Raw genomic sequence first — 17,428 nt, 5'->3', positions numbered from 1 at the left:
TCAGGCCGGCGGGGCCTCGGCCCCACGGCCGACGCCGCTGCGCTCCTGCACCGACACCGAGTAGGCCAGCGACCTGAAGTGCAGCACCGGATCGTCGGATGCCTCGATACCGTCGGTCACACGCATCGGATCGAAGACCACGATGTCGCCTTCGTGTTCGCGCTCGGTGTCGATGCCGGTGATCTCCAGGGTGCCGACAGCTGTCGTCTCGTCCGACGCCCACGGTGCGGACGGGTCGACCGTCGAGTCGTCCGGGCCGGCGACCTGCACGTGCAGCTCGAATCGGACCGGTACTTCCGCGAGCCGAGTCGTCAACTCCTCGGTCAGGTAGTCGGGCGACTTCGATCGGGTTTCGAGCAGCTTCAAGTGCTGGATCCCGGCCTCGGGAATCCAGTGGTAGCGAACGAATCTGGACCCACCGTCGGCGTCGATCCACTTGAACGCGTGCAGCGCGTGCCATTCGATCGTCGCGTAGCTCGCCGGCACTTTGAGCGCAACAGCATTGGCGCGCAGGGTATGCAGGAACTCCGGGTACTGCGCCGTGAACTTCGCCAGTTTGACGCCGGCCAGTGGACCCAGTTTCGACGCGCGCATGAACTCGACGAAACCCTCGGGGGTTCGCGAGATGAAGAGCCGACCGGTCTGTGCAGAGATATCTGTCGTCGAGCCGTCCGGCAGCGACAGTTTGACGGCCATGCCCCGAATCATCGGTCTGTTGTCGGACTTGTCCGGCTCCGGGGCGCCGTTCGAGAACCGGACCAGGGCAGGCACCGTCCGACCGTCGAGATGCACGGCACGCGACAGTGCCTTCGCAGCCGCGGTCGCCGTGAAGGTCCCCCGGAACAACGAACCTTTCGCGTGCAGTGCGCGATAGCCGGCGTGCGAACCGCCTGACTCGTGGATGACCTGGACAGCTTCTTCGGGAGTGACCATTACGCCGTGCCCTTTCCGCGCTGCCGACGCGCGCGCGACCCAACTCTACGACGGCGGGCGCCTGCGCCATCGCGGTCTGGAGCAGTTCGTTTGGACGCACCTGCTACCGGGTATCGCCACCAATACCGCATCCGAGGAGCTCACATCATGGAACCGATCACCATCGTCGTTCTGATCGTCGTAGTCCTGGTCGTACTTGCCGTCATTGCCGCTGTCGTGGCTTTGACCGGCAGAGGCCGCCGCGATCGGCGCGCAGCAAAAGCAGAAGAGATCCGGCAGCAGGCCACGAGGGATGCCGCCAAAGTCCAGCAACACGAGGCAGAAGCAGCCGAGACTGTCGCAGCAGCGAAACGGGCGCAGGCCGACGCCGCGGCCAAGTCCGTGGAAGCCGACAAGTTGCTCAGCGAGGCTCGGCAGGCCGAAGCCGAGGCAGCGCAAGCCCGGCAGCGCGTCGACCAGGAATTCCAGCGAGCAGCGAAGCTCGATCCCCGCTCCGAGCAAACCCAGAACCAGCGCAATACACCCGACCCTCAGGTCCACGCCCAAGGGCACGGACCGCAGTGGCCGCGCCGCGGCAACCAGGACCAACCGGTAGCGACCGCTCCCCCGCAGCCGCAGGAGCGCCCGAACACGTTCGCGCCACCGCAGGCTCAGCACCGGGGAAACACGTTCGCTCCGCCGCCGCAGCAACCGCAACAGGCGCCGGCTCAACAACCGCAGCAGCAGTCGGCATTCCGGAATCCGCCGCAATAGGCGCCCGAACCCGATCCTTCGCAACGGGTGATTCCGCCCGACGGATATGAGCAGCGACCGACCGGCAAGCACCTTCGGCCCGGCCCGGACGGTGCCGCGCCCAATGAATCCGGTACCCACTTCAACCCGCCGATCAAGCACTGATTCGAACACGTGGTCCACTCGTCGCGCGAGAGCAATTCGAGTGGATCACTCAGGTGACCAGGTGACCTCATGACATTCAGCCTCAGCCTCTCGCCGGCCCAGCGTGACCTCGCCGAGCGCGCGCACGCGTTCGCCGAAGACGTGATTCGGCCCGTTGCCGCGCACTACGATTCCGCGCAGGAGTTCCCGTGGCCGGTCCTCGAAAAGGCCGCAGCGGAAGGGTTTTACAGCCCACTCTTCTACCGCGATCTCATCGGCGACCCGACCGGACTCTCACTTCCGCTCTTCATGGAGGAACTGTTCTGGGGGTGCGCCGGAATAGGCCTGGCGATCGTCATGCCCGCGTTGGCACTCTCGTCGATCGGTCAAGCCGCAACCCCGGAGCAGATGTTGCGTTGGGCGCCCGAATGTTTCGGCGAGCCGGGCAACCTGAAACTTGCCGCACTCGCAATCTCGGAGCCCGAGGGGGGTAGCGACGTCCGCAATCTGCGCACGACCGCAACGCGGGACGGCGACGACTGGGTCATCGACGGACACAAGATGTGGATCGGCAACGGCGGCATCGCCAACGTCCACGTCGTCAATGCGACGATCGATGCCGACCTCGGCCACCGTGGGCAGGGGCTGTTCGTCATCCCCGGCGACACTCCCGGGATAGAACTTGTCCGCAAACTGGACAAACTCGGCTGCAGGGCGTCCCACACCGCAGAGTTGAAGTTCCACGGCTGCCGAGTGCCGGCGGATCATCTACTTGGCGGTGAGGAGAAGCTGCAGCACCGCCTCGAGAAGGCGCGGGAAGCGCAGGCTGCGGCGACCGGCACACAACGGCGGCAGTCTGCAACCCTCGGAACCTTCGAGCAGACGCGGCCGATGGTCGCTGCGCAAGCGCTCGGAATCGCCAGGGCCGCACTCGAATACGCCACTGCGTACGCGAACAGACGGGAGGCGTTCGGCGGACCGATCATCGACAATCAAGGCATTTCGTTCCCGCTCGCCGAATTGGCCACACAGATCGACGCCGCGCGGTTGTTGACCTGGCGGGCGTCCTGGATGGCGGCGAGTGGGGTGGAGTTTCGCAACGGCGAGGGGTCGATGGCGAAGCTCGCCGCGAGCGAGGTCGCGGTCAAGGCGACCGAACGAGCGATCCAGACGATGGGCGGCTGGGGTTACATCAGCGACCACCCCGTCGAGAAGTGGTACCGAGACGCCAAGCTGTACACCATCTTCGAAGGCACCAGCGAAATCCAGCGCATGGTCATAGGCCGCGCACTCGGCGCGGCCGACGGCGCACCGCCGATACACCTCGACCAGGAAACAGAGGGTCTGGCGCTCGGCAAAACCCTTGGTCGCGGTACCCCGCTGCGCACCCGCGCCGGCCAGGTTGCCCTGTCGATGAAGGACCGTGTTCCCGATCCACTCATGAAGGTGGCCATGAAGGTGCTGCAGCCGCCGAATCGGTGATCGTCGCGCTTCAGTAGTGGATTCCGGGCACTGGTGCGGTGATCACGAGCGAGGGGTTCGCGACACGCCGACACCGACCACCTTTTGCTCGTGATCACGAACGTCGCCGCACCTTTTGTTGCTCGTGATCACCAGCCCGCCCGGACGGGCCGGCGCGATCACGACCAACGGGTTCGCAACACGCCGACACCACGCGCCATTTGCTCGTGATCGCGAGCGCCGCCGCACCTTTTGCTCGTGATCACCAGCCCCGCCGGGACGGGCCGGCGTGATCACGACCAACGGGTTCGCAACACGCCGACACCACGCACCCCTTGCTCGTGATCACGAACGTCGCCGCACCTTTCGCTCGTGATCACCACCGCCGCCGCACCTTTTGCTCGTGATCACGAACGTCGCCGCACCTTTCGCTCGTGATCACCACCGCCGCCGCACCTTTTGCTCGTGATCACCAGCCCCGCCGGGACGGGTCGGCGTGCCACCGCACCTTGTGCTCGTGATCACCTTGCCGACGAACGGCAGTCAGCGAACGGTCAGTGCTCGGTAAGACCGTTGGACTTGGGTGGGATTCATCAGCTAATCCCGACACCCAAGGAATCCGATGTCTGCTCATACCGAAGACCCTCATGCCGTCCTGAACAGCGTTGTCCCGCAACTGCGCGGCGTGGTGGGCGGTGCCGTCCACGCTCCCGGAACCGGTGGCTACGACCTCGCCCTCACCGCGTTCAATGCGGCGACTCGGCATCGGCCCGCCGCAGTGGTCGTCGCGGCGAGTGCTGCCGACGTCGCCGCTACCGTGCGGGTCGCGGCGGCAGCAGGGCTGACGGTAGCCGTGCAAGCGACCGGCCATGGTGCGGCGCCGGCGGGGCCGGACGCAATCATGATCACTACGTCGCAGCTGACCGGCCTGACGGTCGACCGCGTTGCCCGAACAGCGACTGTCGGCGCGGGCGTGCGGTGGCAGCGCGTCCTCGACGCCGCGACGCCGTACGGCCTCGGCGGACTGTCCGGTTCCGCACCTGACGCCGGCGTTGTCGGCTACACGCTCGGCGGTGGCATGGGCCCGATCGCGCGAACACATGGCTTCGCTGCCGACCACGTCGTCGAGCTGGAAGTTGTCACCGCCGATGGACAGATTCGCATCGTGAACCAGGAGACCGAACCTGACCTCTTCTGGGCGATCCGCGGCGGCGGCGCCGCGTTCGGGATCGTTACTCGAATGACGTTCCGGCTCTTTCCGATTCAGACACTCAGCGCCGGCGGACTGTTCTTCGCCATGACCGACGCCGCTCGCGTGCTACATGGCTGGCGCGAACTGGCGCACATGGTGCCGGAAACGGTCAGCACGTCCGTCGCGATACTGAATCTGCCTCCGTTGCCGGAACTTCCGAAGCAGATCCGCGGAAAGACCGTCCTGCACGTGCGATATGCACATACAGACGAGGAAGATGACGACACGCCTATCTTGGCCGCACTTCGTTCCCTGGCAACACCACTCCTCGACACCATCACCGAGATCATGTACGCCGACATCGGTGCGATCCATGCTGATCCGACCGAACCGATGCCGATCGTCGAGCGTTCGATGTTGCTGCACGAACTCCCGATCCAGGCAATCGACCGCTTCCTGGAGACCGTGGGTCCGGAAGGCGAATTGCCCTTGATTCTCAGCGAAATCCGGTTGATGGGCGGCGCGCTGGCACGTCCTGCCGCCGTTGCGAATGCGGTCGCCGGGCGGTCGGCGGCCTTCAGCCTGTTCACCCTCGGACTGAACATTCCGCAGGTCGAGGACACTGTCACCGACGCATTGGATTCCGTACTGGAGGCGATGTCGCCGTGGGGTACGGGCGGGTCGTTGCTGAACTTCGCGGGTGGCGTCGCGGGCGCACCGGCACAACGTGTTGCCGCGGCGTGGGGTCCGGAGACCCATCTGCGGCTGCGCGAGATCCGCGACCGATTCGATCCGAAGGGAGTGTTCGCGGCAGCCGCGCGCTGGTGACCTCGTCAGCGCAACAGTTGTTTCGCCTGTTGGATTGCACCCACCCAGCCCTCGGCGTCGCCGACGTACCACGCGACGACGTCGGGGCCTGCGGTGGTCTCGAAACGCACGCGCAGCAGCGGACGGCCGACCCGCTTGCCGAGGTGACTGCTCGCAATGTCCGCGTCGACCACAGCTCCGAGCGGAATTTCTAGCGCCTCATTACCACCGATTCGCCTGAACCACAGTTGATTCCGGGTGAGTACGAGCGTCCCGTTGCCGCGCATCTGCTTCACTCCGCGCGACTCGAGGCCGAAATAGTTCGCGAGAGGATCGCTGCGTTGCACTTCGCCTTCGCCGAACTCGGCCTCGAGCGTCGCGGCACCCTTCCTACGCATCGCGCGAACGACGTACCGCGCGACGAGCAGAACGACGAGCAGCACTCCGGCGACGATCGCAACTACGAGCAGGACCACTTCCAAAGCCGTCATATCGGGCACATTACTGGCCCTCGCGTCACTGATGCGTGAGCGAGTACTCAGGCAAGTCGTAGTCGTCGGTCTTCGCGAGCATTCGGGTCATCAGCGGTTCGAGCAGGCGCGTCGTCATGAGCTTGGTCATTGCCTGACCGACGCGAATTCCAATCCGGCTCGACGGCGTCATCGCGCGTAATCCGCCAGGCGGTAGCTCGCGCGCGAGATCGACAAACGGCCGCAGGACCGCCTCGTAGCGCTCGAATGCCCGAGCGATATCTGACGGATTGCCGGCCAGTTCGCCCGCCAGCACATACGCGCCGAGCAGAGCCATCGCAGTGCCCTGACCTGTCAGGGGCGACCCACAGAAGGCAGCGTCACCGAGAAGCGCAACCCTCCCGTGCGACCACTTCGGCATCGTCACGCGCGCGAGTTCGTCGAAGTACAGATCTTCCGCGTCATCGAGGGCGGCCAGTATCGCCGGTACCTCCCAACCGCCGGCGGCGAGTCGCGCACGCACGAGGCGGCGCTGCGCTGCGGCATCTCGACGCAAGCCTGGATCGGACGGCATGCGAACTGTCACGATCGCTTTCGATGTAGCCGCATCGACGTCCGCGCGGATTCCCGCCGTCACCGCACCTGGCATCGAGTACATCCGGAACCAGCCGGGCTCCGACCGAAGAGACCGCGGAGTCGGCATCGTGAAGAACGACATGTAGCCACCGAGGTACTCGGTGAAGTTCTCCTCGGGCCCGAACACCATGCGACGCATCGCCGAGTGCACGCCATCTGCGCCGACGACGAGGTCGAACCGTTGCGCCGTCCCCGATGCGAACCGCACGAGGACGCCACGCGAGTCCTGGGCGACGGCGGTGACCCATTCGCCGTACCGGTAATCGACCCCGCCGACTTTGCTGATCTCGTCGAGCAGCACCTGGTTGAGGTCGCCGCGCGTGATCTCGATTTCGGCAACACCGCCGTTGCCGCCGAAGAGTTCGGCAGGCATCCGCACCCGCTCGCGACCACGGTCGTCGAGAAAGATCATGCCCTTCTCGTTCAGTCGGCGCCGCTCGATTCCAGGCGTCAGGCCCATTCGGTCGGCGACCTCGCGGCTCGGACCGCGCAGGTCGACCGCCTGGCCGCCGGGGCGTGCCGTCACCGACCGCTCCACGACGGTCGGCCGAAATCCGCTGCGCGCCAACTGCAGAGCGAGTGCGTTGCCAGCGATTCCGCCGCCGCAGATGAGTACGTCGAGTGTCATGTCCGCCTCCGCAGATCGTTGTACAAATGTCTTGCACAAATGTCTAACACATATGTTTGAGTCGGCGCTAGACTCCACTCATGGGAAATCGCGAAGACCTTCTCGCAGGCGCACGAAAATGCATCCTCGAGCGCGGCTACGCGAACACGACAGCCCGTGACATTGCGACGGCTGCCGGCGTCAGCCTCGCAGCGATCGGGTACCACTTCGGCTCGAAGGACCGCCTGCTGACCGAAGCACTCACCGACGCTGTCGGGTCCGCCATGGGCGACGGATTGGAGGCGATCATCGAGGACTGCGGCGCTGGAAAGTCGATAGCGGACGCATTCGCTCCGACCTGGGAGCAGGCCGGAGCTCTGTTCGCCGACAACACCGAAGCGCTGCTGGCAAGCATGGAAAACCTGCTGCGCGCGTATCGCTCGCCCGAGTCACGGGAGTACATGGCCGAGGCCGTCGAGCATGCAGCGACCGATATCGATGCGGTGATCCGCAGAACGCACCCAGAACTCGGCGAACCTGAGTCGCATGCTGTCGCAACCTTCTACTTCACGTTGCTGAACGGTCTTGCCGTGCTGTGGATTACGAACCCCGACGGCGGCCTGCCCACCGGTGATCAGCTTGCTGCAGCACTGCGGGTGCTGACCGGCAGGTGATGTGTACCGTGGCGAGGGTGACCGACAATCGAATCGTCCTCTTCGGGGCCACGGGCTACACGGGCAAGCTCACCGCCGCGGCATTGGTTCGCCGGGGCGAGAAGCCGGTCCTGGCCGGCCGCAACGCCGGGGCCCTCGCGTCGCTGTCCGACGAACTCGGCGGGCTGCCCACAGCCGTCGCGGACGTTGCGAAACCTGCCTCGGTACGTGCGCTTGTCGGCAAGGGCGATGTGTTGCTGTCGACGGTCGGGCCGTTCCATCGGTGGGGCGAGCCCGCGGCCGAGGCAGCACTCGATGCGGGCGCGAACTACCTCGACTCCACCGGAGAGCCGGCATTCATCCGTCGCGTGTTCGAGAAGTGGGACGCACCGGCCCGATCCTCGGGAATCGCAATGCTGACAGCATTCGGCTACGACTATGTGCCGGGAAACCTCGCCGCAGCGCTCGCCCTCGAGGAAGCCGGGCCAGCGGCGACGTCGGTCGTCGTCGGATATTTCACGCGCGGGGGCACCAGCATCAGCAAAGGAACGCTGACCTCGGCGGCCCAGGCCGCACTCGAACCAGGGTTCGCGTGGCGCGGCGGCGCGATCCGCCAGGAGCCCGTCGGTCGCGACCTGTTACGGCACCCCGTAGAAAGTTCCCGCATCCGCACGTCTTTCTCGGTCTCGGGCACCGAGCACTACTCGCTCCCCCGCGTCTTTCCGAACGTACGCGACGTCCGGGTCGGAATGGGCCTCGGCGACGTTGCCTCGCCTGCAATGTGGGCGGGAACCAAGATCACGCAGCCGTTGCTCAAGATCCCGGGTGCTCGCTCGCTCGCCCGAAAGGCGGTTGTCACAACGCTGCGCGGGTCCGGCGGCGGACCGAGCGACGATTTCAACACCCGCTCCGGCTGCATTGTCACGGCCCACGCCTATGCGAAGGACGAAACAGAACTCGCCCGCGTCACCCTCGAAGGACCGAGCGTGTACGGCTTCACCGCCGAGGTACTCGCCTGGGGCGCACAGCAGCTGGCGGCCGATTCGGTGACCGGCACCGGCGCACTCGGACCGGTGGAGGCGTTCGGCTTGGAGCGGCTTCGGACTGCATGCGCATCGTTCGGACTCCGCGCGACCTGACGGGTCACTGCTCCTTGAGGTGCGGCATCATCAGCCTGTACCAGGCACGCTCGATCTGGTCGTATTCGGCGGGGCAACGTTCCGCACGCTCTTCCGGTAACGCATCGGGACCGACCAGGTCGTCGTAACTGTTCGGGTCCGAGCCGTAGATCCAGCACAGGACATTGAACTTGCGCTGGGCATTCAGCGAGTGTTCATCGGCGAACACAACCTCTCCGAGCATCTGACGTTCGGCGAGGATCGAGAACGCCTGAGCGTCGTCGAGGATGATCGCCTGCAATTCGGGATCCCGCTCGAACAACAGGATCACGGCTGACAGCTGGTCTGCCGCGTCTTCTTCCCTGCCGGTCGCGGGCAGGTCGTAGAGCGAGATGACGGCGTGCCCCAACTCGTGGAAGAACGTCGCGATCGTCTCGTTCAGCGCAGACTCCGCGGGCTGCCGGTCGCCGTCCTCGGTGAACAGGTCGACGAACAGCGCCGTGTACTCGTAGCACATCGAAATGGTGTGGTCGCGTTCGTTCCAGAACGCGTTGGGGACGCCGCACTCCCGGCCGACAACGTCGACGTCGCGCGGCAGTTCGAGGTAGGTATTCACCGTTTCGGCGAGCTGCTCGAGCAACTGAGTGTCTTCCATCAGCTGCTTGCCGGCCAACGCCTCGGGTGTTGTCGCGTCCTCGTAGGAGGCGACCATCTCGTACCGCGATGTACGACTGGACGGTGCCCGGGAGGTTTCCTCGTCCTGCGCCGCTGCGGTGGGACTACTGCTGGCCGCGTCGCTCTCGTCCGCCTTGTCGGAACCGCACGCCGCCAACGCGATTGCGGCACACGCGGCAACTGCTCCGGCGGCAAGTCGGTAGCTCACGGTATGACGGAAGGCAGTGGTGTGCAGCATCGTGGTGCCCTTCGTGCGCTGAACGATAAATCAGCGTAAGCGACTCACAGCGGGAAGGCGTGCGAGATGCGAATCTTCCAACTGCCGTCGTCCTGACGCTGAAAGACGTCGACGCCGTTCTCCTCGACCGTCTCGAGCACAACGCCGGAAGAATCGGTGACAGTCAAGGTCCAGATCAGCGAAACGGTTGCCAGATCGCCGTCGACGATGATGGTCTCGATGTCGGGCGCCGCGTAGCGAAATGTCTTGTCACTCGGACCGAGAACGTCGTGCATCTGTGCACAGAATGCCTCGTAGTCACGATCTTGCGAATCCGGGTAGACGACCTGGGTGTCGGGCGCGAACAGCGAGCAGACGGCATCGACGTTGCGGTCGTTGAAGTCGTTCGGCCACTGCACGAGAGCCTGCTCGATCGCCGCCCTGTCGGCGGACTCGTCAGGGGTCTTCTCGTCGTCGCCACAGCCAGTTACCGAAACCGCAATCGCCGCGCAGACCGCCGCAGTTTGCCAACGAATCATGCAGCTAGCCAAGCACCATGGAGTCCCGCGGGCACACGAATCGGCAGTCGAACTTTCGCCAGCGGGCCCGAACCGGGGTCCGCGGCCGGCAGCACGTAGAACCACGACGACATGTCGGTGCGGTCGGTCCCGATCATCCCCCAGTATTCGTGCTCCGATCCAGGCATGAAGATCGGCTCTCCGACCGCGACATGACTTGGTGCCCAATATGTTTCCGAACCAGCGGCCATGTCGAAGAACAACAGTGCATCCATGCCACCGGTGCGTCCGGCGACCTTTCCGAGCGTCGCGATCGTGCCGTGCCGCTGCGTTGTCGACCTGTCGTCGATTCGCGGAAACTCGACGTCGCGGTCCGCAACCACCGTTCGGGTCACCTTGCCCGTGCCGGGATCGATCACCGCACGAACCAGCGCGCCGTCGCACGGCGTCCCCGGATCCGCGAAGCCGCCTGGATACGCCCACTGTGCGTAGTCGACGCAGACCGAGCCATCGGGAAGATCGAAACCGTTGGCGAAGTGCCACACCCAGAATGCGTCATCGCTCGCCCAGCGGACCGGCCCACCGGCACGTGGAATCAGCGCGATCCGGGTTCCGCGATCCGGCTGCCAGTCGAGAACGGCACCACCGGTCAACACCTTCGCAATATCGAAAACCAAGGGGCACAGGAGAAGAACTATGTAACGCTCGGTGAGAACCATGTCATGGATCATCAGCGGTGTATCGACGCCTTCGACCGGAGTCGGAGTGCGCAGCGCCGAGCCGTCCGCGGCGACAACCGACCACGTGAGGTATGGCGGCTCGAACATGTAGTTGAAGAGCACCAGCTCACCGGTCGCCGGGTCGAGTTTCGGATGCGCGGTGCTGCCGATCGCCATTGCGCCGTCGCAACTGTCCCTGCCGATCGTGCCCAGCGTCTCCGGATCTATCCGGTACGGCTGGTCCGCTTCGGCCATCGCGAGCAGCCGGCCTGCGTGCCGCACGACATTGATATCCGGCAGCTCGCGCGCAGTCCCCGCAAGATCGCCCGCTTCGTCCGCTCCGGGCCGATACGCATCTGTCGCGTTCGCCCAGATGACATGACCCGCTTTTTCCTCGGCGACAACCTGCGGAGTGCGGACGAACTGATTCGTGTACCGCGCTGTGCCCTCGGCCAACTCGACGCGGTGAAGCATCGCATCGCCGTCGATCGGATACACGTAGGTGCCGATCGGGTCGAAGCGCGGGTTCGGCCCGTTGCGCAGATAGGCGCCGTTGAGGTCCTTCGGCAGCGATCCGACCACCTCGAGGTCACGGACGTCGACCTCCTGGCGCTGCGGTGCGAACACACCGCTCAGATGCGCGTGGTGCGCCATGTCGACGGGCGCCGGTCGTGGAATCTTGTGTGTCTTGGTGATACTCATGTGCACCTGCCGTGGCTGTCGTCGACGCTGTTACTGATTCCCGACAGAACGACGATAGCGCCGATTTCGGCACCACAACGACTGGTCGAGCAAACTCTTTTCGACGTCGTCAGCGGTCGGCGCGAGTCAGCCCGAGGCTCACTGGAACCGCCGCGATCGACACGAGCGCGATCAGAATTTCGACAGCTGTGAGTGCGCCACCCTGACCCCAGCTCGTGCCGGCCAGTACCAGGAACAGTGTGCCGACTGTCGCCGCGCCGAGCGAAATGCAGGTCTGCTGTGCCGTGATCAGCAGCCCACTCCCGAGGCCTGCCTGCTCCTGCGGAACTTGAGCCATGACAACCCCGAACAGCGGCATCATGACCAGTCCTGCACCGAACCCGGTGACGAGCATCGGAATCGCCATGTTGAGCGGTCCGACATTGGGCCAGGTTGCGGCCACCACGGCGGCGCAGGCAAGGTAGCCGACCGCCTGAATCGCCCAACCGCGGGCAATGATGCTCGCGCCATAGCGCTCTTGCAGTCTCGCGTTGTACACCGAGACGATCATGAAGCTGACCGCAAGTGGCAGGTACGTCAGGCCGCCTTCTAGTGCCGACATTCCGGCTTCGCCCTGGGTCGCGATCGCAAAGACGAACATGAACCCGCCGAACGTTCCGAAGAACGCGACGGCGATCGTCAGCCCGATGCGCATGCCACGCAGTCGCAACACCGAGGGTGGCACCAGAGCGGCGCGACCGAGCCGTTCGGTCCGGCGCTGATGGATTGCCAGCGTCAACGCCAAGGGCAGAACCGCGGCGAGCATGATCCAGGTCCACGTGGGCCAGCCCAGTGCCCTGCCCTCGGTCAGCGGCAGAAGCAGCAGAACCAATGTCGACCCGAGCAGTACGGCGCCGACGCCGTCGACGGGCAATCGCTCGATCGCCTTCGTCTCGGGGATCACCCGAATCGCCGCCACCAATGCGATCAGCGCGATCGGCACGTTGACGAAGAACACTGCACGCCAGCCGAGGCCCGCGATATCTGCGGACACGAGCACGCCACCGAGAATCTGTCCCACAGCGGCAGCGACACCGCCGGCGGCGCCGAACAGGCCCACCGCCCGGATGCGGCTCGAACCGGTCAGCACCGCGGCAATCGTAGCCAGCACCTGCGGCGTCATCAACGCCGCGAGTGCACCCTGGCCTACGCGGAACGCCAGCAACGACAGGAGGTTCGGCGCAAGACCGCACAGCAGCGAGAAGACGGTGAATCCCGCCATGCCGATCAGAAAGAGCCGGCGCCGGCCGAAGGCGTCGCCCAGTCGGCCACCGACGACAACGAGGGTCGCGTTGGCAATGCCGTAGGTGCCGACTACCAGTTGCAGGCCGGCCTTCGACGCATCCAGGTCCGTGCCGATCGCCGGCAGCGCGACGTTGATGATGAAGAACGAGAGAATCGGCAGAAATGCGCCGCCGATAAGCGTGATGATCGCGATGGTCGAGAGCCCGGTCTCTTCGGCCGCCGGACGGTCCACGACGGCACTCGACTTCTCAGTCATGAGTCCGCGTCACAGGTGTGCACCCTGTGAGCAACAGCGGCGCCCGGTACGTCTATTCCCTGTACGCGCTTGGAGCGTCCATAGACTCCCCCAACCGCGCACAGGGATTTGCCTGCACACTGGAGAGAGACCGGGGTTCATCGACGAACCCCGCAGCGCCAGGAGGACCGCAAGTGAGCAACAACGGACCGTTCGGGATCGATCCCGAGGATTTCGATCGCGCGCTCGGCGAAGCCAGCGAGGGCATCCGCGAAGCCATCGAGATGGTCGGCCGATTCGTGGACAAGACGAACAACGCCGCGGGGTGGGGTGGCGTGCTCAACGACCTCATCGGCGGTGCGCGAGCGTCTGCGCCCAAATCGCCGGAAAAGGAGCCCGAGCAGAGCAGTGCCGGCGTCTGGGTCGTCTACATCGTCGAAGAGGACGGAACAGCCCGTGTCGAGCAGGCGTACGCAACCGAGATCGACGCCTTACGTGCGCACAAGAACAACACGGACCCGTCGCGGAAGGTCCGGTTCCTGCCCTACGGCGTGACCGTCGGACTACTGGACGCCAGCGCGGACTAGATCCTCACAAGTTCAGGAACTCCATGATTCGCTTCGCATGCTCCATCGGCCCGCCGTCGATGGGACGCAGCACGACTTCGGGGCGGCGCGGCGCTTCGTAGGGGTCGTCGACGCCGGTGAATCCCTTGATCTCACCCGCCCACGCCTTCGCATACATACCCTTCGGGTCGCGCTGTGCGCACAACTCGATCGGCGTATCGATGAAGACCTCGACGAACTCCAGACCCGCCGCTTCGTGCGCCGCGCGGACCCGATCGCGGTCGACGGCGTAGGGGCTGATCAGCGACGCAACGGCGATCATGCCGGCATCGGCGAGCAACTGGGCCACAGCACCGACGCGGCGGACGTTCTCTGACCGATCGGACGGGCCGAAACCTAGGTCGGCGTTGAGGCCGTGCCGCAGATTGTCGCCGTCGAGGCGGTAGGCGGGATGCCCGCCCGCGACGAGCAATCGTTCCAGTTCGACTGCCACACTGGATTTTCCGCTCGCGGACAGGCCGGTCAGCCACACCGTGGCACCCTTGGTCGCGCGTTCGCCACGTGACACGACGCCGCCGTGCCAGACCACGTTCGACGCCGCAATCGTCGGCCCCGTGATCATGCCCGCCGCGACGGTGTTGTTCGTCGCCTCGTCCACCAGGACGAAACTTCCCGTGGTGCGATTCTTCCGGTACGGGTCGAAGAGCAGCGGTTGCTGGACGCGCAGCTGCACTCGCCCGATCTGGTTGAGTCCCAACGATTTCGCGTCCAGGTCTCGGTGCAGCGTATTGACATCGAGCCGGTAGTCGAGCCGCGTCACCTGCGCCCGGGTACTTCTGGTCGTGTGCAGCATCGTGAAGCGCGAATCCTCGGACAGCGTCGACACGTCGGTGAACCAGCACACCATCGCATCGATCTCACGACCGACCAGCGGCCGGTTGTTGGGACGACAGAGTAGGTCGCCCCGGCCCACATCGAGATTGTCCGTCAGCTCGATACACACTGCCGCCGGCGCGAACGCATCCTCGATCGGCTCACCACCGGGACCCCAGATCGCCTTGACCTTCGAGGTGAATCCGCCTGGCAGCGCGACCACCTCGTCGCCCGGTTTGAAAACACCACCGGCGACCGTTCCCGCGTAGCCGCGGAAATCGTGCAATACCGAATCACTTTGCTGCTGCGGCCGAATGACGTATTGGACCGGAAAGCGCGAGTCGATGAGATTGCGGTCCGACGACACAACGGCGTGCTCGAGATGATGGATCAGGGACTGTCCGTCGTACCACGCCATGTTCGTACTGCGCGAGACGATGTTGTCGCCGAGCAGCGCACTGACCGGGATGAACACGATGTCGTGGATATCGAGCTTCATCGCGAACTGCCGGAATTCCTCCGCAATCTCTTCGAAGCGATCTTGCGACCAGCCGACCAGGTCCATCTTGTTGATGCACAAGACGATGTGCGGAATGCCCAGAAGGCTCGCGATGAAGGAGTGCCTGCGGGTCTGTTCCAGGATGCCTTTACGCGCATCCACGAGAATCAATGCGAGGTCGGCCGTCGACGCACCCGTGACCATGTTGCGCGTGTACTGCTCGTGGCCTGGCGTGTCGGCGATGATGAATTTTCGCTTGGGCGTTGCGAAATAGCGGTATGCGACGTCGATGGTGATCCCCTGCTCCCGCTCCGCACGGAGGCCGTCGGTGAGCAGCGCGAGGTCGGCATGTTCGTCGCCACGCTCGGCGCTCACGCGCTCGACGGCAGCGAGCTGATCTTCGAAAATCGCTTTCGAGTCGTACAGGAGCCTGCCGATGAGCGTCGATTTCCCGTCGTCGACGCTGCCCGCGGTCGCAACGTGCAGCAGTTGGGAAGCCATCAGAAATACCCTTCCTTCTTGCGATCTTCCATCCCCGCTTCCGAAATCCGGTCGTCGGCGCGTGTTGCGCCGCGCTCCGTGACTCGGGTCGCCGCTACCTCCTCGACGACCGCTTCCGCTGTGGCAGCGACGGATTCGACACAGCCCGTACAGGTGGCGTCGCCGACGGTGCGGAAACGCACAGTTGCCTCGAACGGCTCTTCGTCGGCACCGAGCTCCAGGAATCTGGTCTGCGCCAGCAACATTCCGTCGCGCCGCACGACCGGTCTGCGATGTGCGTAATAGATCTCGGGTAGCGCTATCTGCTCGTCGCGGATGTACTGCCAGATGTCGAGTTCGGTCCAGTTCGACAGCGGGAAGACGCGGATGTGTTCGCCCTTGCGATGTCGGCCGTTATAGAGGTTCCAGAGTTCGGGCCGCTGGGCACGCGGATCCCACTGCCCGAATTCGTCGCGGAAGCTGAAGACACGTTCCTTCGCACGGGCCTTCTCCTCGTCGCGGCGGGCGCCACCGAATACGGCGTCGAAGCCGTTCTCGGCGATACCCCGCAGCAGGGCGGTCGTCTGCAGCCTGTTACGGCTGGCACCCTGACCCGTCTCGTCGACGACGCGACCGGCGTCGATGTCGTCCTGCACGCTCGACACCACGAGCCGCAAGCCGAGGCGCTCGACGGTACGGTCCCGGAACTCGATCACTTCGTCGAAGTTGTGCCCCGTGTCGATGTGCATGACCGCGAACGGCAGAGCGGCGGGCCAGAAGGCTTTCGCCGCGATGTGCAGCATGACGACGGAGTCCTTGCCACCGGAGAACAGAATTCCCGGCCGCTCGAACTGCGCAGCCACCTCGCGGAAGATGTGCACCGACTCGGCTTCGAGCGCCCGAAGGTGCGAAAGCTCGTATACCGCGCCCGTTTTCATCGCCGACCTCCACCTGATTCATGCGTAATCGCAGCTGCTGTTTCAACGAGGGCCGCGCCGCGCCGCGCGATCTCGGCTTGATCGATCCACGCACTGACGTGCAACGACAATACAAGAGCCTGGCGGCCGTCCGCGTCATATGTCGGCGCTGCGATGAGGCTGACCGGATGTTCGGCGGCGGACCCGTCGGCACTCTCCAAATAGACACGCTCGCCCAGGCTCGACGACATCTCCCCCAGCAGCTCACGGAGCTCGGCAGGCAGATTGCTCGTATCGACACCGGCCATGACGTTGTGCAGCTTGCGGCCCATTTCCGTCAGAGTTTCGACGAGGTAGCCCGTGCGCCGGCAATGGTCGACGACCCGCCGCAGCCGGTCTCGATCGATCCGTACGGGTAGCGCCGGTTCGCGCGCCAGCCACGATTCGAGTGCGGCGTCGCCACCCCACAGCACGTACATCAGTCCCACAGGTGGGGCGAAAGGATAGACCTGACCGACCTTCACACCTGGATCTACGCCCGGCGGTGCCGTCAACTCGAGGATGGTGATCCGGTCGCCCACGACGGCGGACGCACTGCATGTGGTGTCGAAACGACTACTCAGCAGTTCGAGGTGGCGACGCGGAACAGGTCCTGCCGCAAGGCTTTCCTGTGCAGCGCGACCCGCGGCGACCAATGCCGGGCCGAGGCCGTAGGACCTCGCGACGGGATCGCGCATCAGGTAGCCCCCGTGCGTGAGCGCCGACACGATCCCCAGGCAGGTCGGCTTGCTGATGCCGAGCTTGCGCGCCAATTCCGACAAGCCGTACTGGCGATCGGCGTTCGCGACCAAGAAGTCGAGCACCGCGACGACCCGCTCGGTCGGCGGCGATTGCCGCGCACCGCTCTCGAAGCTGGTCATTGACCTCTCCTTAGAACACGTTCTAGTCTGAGGAAGTTCTACCACGTCGGTACATATTTGGACCAGCCCC

Annotated in this window: 16 protein-coding genes; 6 read left to right on the top strand and 10 right to left on the bottom strand. The window is 64.9% G+C overall.

Annotated features, from left to right (window positions below; genetic code table 11):
- Nucleotides 1-933 (bottom strand): catalase, encoded by a 933-nt coding sequence (locus JGU72_RS26180; RefSeq protein WP_199687058.1) that lies wholly within the window; start codon nt 931-933, stop codon nt 1-3.
- A gap of 147 nt (nt 934-1,080) precedes the next feature.
- Between JGU72_RS26180 and JGU72_RS26175 the strand changes: the two genes are divergently transcribed.
- The 3 genes from JGU72_RS26175 to JGU72_RS26165 all read left to right on the top strand — a co-directional run bounded on the left by JGU72_RS26175 (nt 1,081) and on the right by JGU72_RS26165 (nt 5,290).
- Nucleotides 1,081-1,686, top strand: a complete 606-nt coding sequence (locus JGU72_RS26175; RefSeq protein ID WP_199687056.1) for a hypothetical protein — start codon at nt 1,081-1,083, stop codon at nt 1,684-1,686.
- A 213-nt stretch (nt 1,687-1,899) separates the two neighbouring features.
- The gene (locus JGU72_RS26170) at nt 1,900-3,291 is read left to right on the top strand and encodes an acyl-CoA dehydrogenase family protein (protein ID WP_199687054.1); all 1,392 of its coding nucleotides are present in this window, start codon (nt 1,900-1,902) and stop codon (nt 3,289-3,291) included.
- Between the two features lie 601 nt (nt 3,292-3,892).
- Complete coding sequence (locus JGU72_RS26165) at nt 3,893-5,290, top strand: FAD-binding oxidoreductase (protein ID WP_199687052.1); 1,398 nt, start codon at nt 3,893-3,895, stop codon at nt 5,288-5,290.
- A 5-nt stretch (nt 5,291-5,295) separates the two neighbouring features.
- Here the strand turns inward: JGU72_RS26165 and JGU72_RS26160 are convergent, their stop codons facing one another.
- Nucleotides 5,296-5,760, bottom strand: a complete 465-nt coding sequence (locus JGU72_RS26160) for a hypothetical protein (protein ID WP_199687051.1) — start codon at nt 5,758-5,760, stop codon at nt 5,296-5,298.
- 25 nt (nt 5,761-5,785) lie between these two features.
- Entirely contained in the window at nt 5,786-7,003 is a 1,218-nt protein-coding gene (locus JGU72_RS26155; protein WP_199687049.1) for an FAD-dependent monooxygenase, read from the bottom strand.
- Nucleotides 7,004-7,083: 80 nt separating this feature from the next.
- Between JGU72_RS26155 and JGU72_RS26150 the strand changes: the two genes are divergently transcribed.
- Nucleotides 7,084-7,656, top strand: a complete 573-nt coding sequence (locus JGU72_RS26150; RefSeq protein WP_199687047.1) for a TetR/AcrR family transcriptional regulator — start codon at nt 7,084-7,086, stop codon at nt 7,654-7,656.
- A gap of 17 nt (nt 7,657-7,673) precedes the next feature.
- Entirely contained in the window at nt 7,674-8,774 is a 1,101-nt protein-coding gene (locus JGU72_RS26145) for a saccharopine dehydrogenase family protein (RefSeq protein WP_307828611.1), read from the top strand.
- A 4-nt stretch (nt 8,775-8,778) separates the two neighbouring features.
- On the opposite strand, the gene JGU72_RS26140 is transcribed toward JGU72_RS26145, so the two are convergent.
- The 4 genes from JGU72_RS26140 to JGU72_RS26125 all read right to left on the bottom strand — a co-directional run bounded on the left by JGU72_RS26140 (nt 8,779) and on the right by JGU72_RS26125 (nt 13,124).
- Nucleotides 8,779-9,636, bottom strand: a complete 858-nt coding sequence (locus JGU72_RS26140) for a DUF4344 domain-containing metallopeptidase (RefSeq protein ID WP_199687044.1) — start codon at nt 9,634-9,636, stop codon at nt 8,779-8,781.
- A gap of 74 nt (nt 9,637-9,710) precedes the next feature.
- Nucleotides 9,711-10,184, bottom strand: coding sequence for a YybH family protein (locus tag JGU72_RS26135; protein WP_199687042.1), 474 nt, complete (start codon nt 10,182-10,184; stop codon nt 9,711-9,713).
- Entirely contained in the window at nt 10,181-11,584 is a 1,404-nt protein-coding gene (locus JGU72_RS26130) for a carotenoid oxygenase family protein (protein WP_199687040.1), read from the bottom strand. The genes JGU72_RS26135 and JGU72_RS26130 overlap by 4 nt, the downstream gene beginning before the upstream one ends.
- 109 nt (nt 11,585-11,693) lie before the next feature.
- Nucleotides 11,694-13,124 carry an MFS transporter gene (locus JGU72_RS26125; RefSeq protein ID WP_199687038.1) on the bottom strand — a complete coding sequence of 477 codons (1,431 nt, stop codon included), beginning with the start codon at nt 13,122-13,124 and terminating at the stop codon, nt 11,694-11,696.
- A 173-nt stretch (nt 13,125-13,297) separates the two neighbouring features.
- Here JGU72_RS26125 and JGU72_RS26120 point away from each other — a divergent pair, with 173 nt between their 5' ends.
- Nucleotides 13,298-13,690: a hypothetical protein gene (locus tag JGU72_RS26120; RefSeq protein ID WP_199687036.1), complete on the top strand. Its 393-nt coding sequence runs from the start codon at nt 13,298-13,300 to the stop codon at nt 13,688-13,690.
- 4 nt (nt 13,691-13,694) lie between these two features.
- Here JGU72_RS26120 and cysC read toward each other — a convergent pair whose 3' ends face one another.
- Genes cysC through JGU72_RS26105 form a run of 3 tightly spaced genes read right to left on the bottom strand, consistent with a single transcriptional unit; the run spans nt 13,695 to nt 17,358 of the window.
- On the bottom strand, nt 13,695-15,542 hold the full coding sequence (cysC, locus tag JGU72_RS26115) for an adenylyl-sulfate kinase (RefSeq protein WP_199687027.1): 1,848 nt from the start codon (nt 15,540-15,542) through the stop codon (nt 13,695-13,697).
- A complete protein-coding gene (gene cysD / locus JGU72_RS26110; protein WP_199687026.1) occupies nt 15,542-16,459 on the bottom strand; it encodes a sulfate adenylyltransferase subunit CysD in 918 nt (305 codons plus the stop codon). The genes cysC and cysD overlap by 1 nt, the downstream gene beginning before the upstream one ends.
- Complete coding sequence (locus tag JGU72_RS26105) at nt 16,456-17,358, bottom strand: helix-turn-helix domain-containing protein (RefSeq protein WP_199687025.1); 903 nt, start codon at nt 17,356-17,358, stop codon at nt 16,456-16,458. Before JGU72_RS26105 ends, cysD begins: the two co-directional genes overlap by 4 nt.
- Between the last annotated feature and the right edge of the window lie 70 nt (nt 17,359-17,428).

Source organism: Antrihabitans auranticaus (genome assembly GCF_016481275.1).
Lineage (GTDB): Bacteria > Actinomycetota > Actinomycetes > Mycobacteriales > Mycobacteriaceae > Antrihabitans.
The sequence above is the reverse complement of the archived record's forward strand: the minus strand, read 5'-3'. Positions and strand labels throughout refer to the sequence as shown.

Coding starts and splice junctions, on each gene's coding strand:
- JGU72_RS26135 (WP_199687042.1), bottom strand. CDS start 10,184: ATGATTCGTTGGCAAACTGCGGCGGTCTGCGCGGCGATTGCGGTTTCG.
- JGU72_RS26175 (WP_199687056.1), top strand. CDS start 1,081: ATGGAACCGATCACCATCGTCGTTCTGATCGTCGTAGTCCTGGTCGTA.
- cysD (WP_199687026.1), bottom strand. CDS start 16,459: ATGAAAACGGGCGCGGTATACGAGCTTTCGCACCTTCGGGCGCTCGAA.
- JGU72_RS26180 (WP_199687058.1), bottom strand. CDS start 933: ATGGTCACTCCCGAAGAAGCTGTCCAGGTCATCCACGAGTCAGGCGGT.
- JGU72_RS26155 (WP_199687049.1), bottom strand. CDS start 7,003: ATGACACTCGACGTACTCATCTGCGGCGGCGGAATCGCTGGCAACGCA.
- JGU72_RS26105 (WP_199687025.1), bottom strand. CDS start 17,358: ATGACCAGCTTCGAGAGCGGTGCGCGGCAATCGCCGCCGACCGAGCGG.
- JGU72_RS26130 (WP_199687040.1), bottom strand. CDS start 11,584: ATGAGTATCACCAAGACACACAAGATTCCACGACCGGCGCCCGTCGAC.
- JGU72_RS26170 (WP_199687054.1), top strand. CDS start 1,900: ATGACATTCAGCCTCAGCCTCTCGCCGGCCCAGCGTGACCTCGCCGAG.
- JGU72_RS26165 (WP_199687052.1), top strand. CDS start 3,893: ATGTCTGCTCATACCGAAGACCCTCATGCCGTCCTGAACAGCGTTGTC.
- JGU72_RS26150 (WP_199687047.1), top strand. CDS start 7,084: ATGGGAAATCGCGAAGACCTTCTCGCAGGCGCACGAAAATGCATCCTC.
- cysC (WP_199687027.1), bottom strand. CDS start 15,542: ATGGCTTCCCAACTGCTGCACGTTGCGACCGCGGGCAGCGTCGACGAC.
- JGU72_RS26125 (WP_199687038.1), bottom strand. CDS start 13,124: ATGACTGAGAAGTCGAGTGCCGTCGTGGACCGTCCGGCGGCCGAAGAG.
- JGU72_RS26160 (WP_199687051.1), bottom strand. CDS start 5,760: ATGACGGCTTTGGAAGTGGTCCTGCTCGTAGTTGCGATCGTCGCCGGA.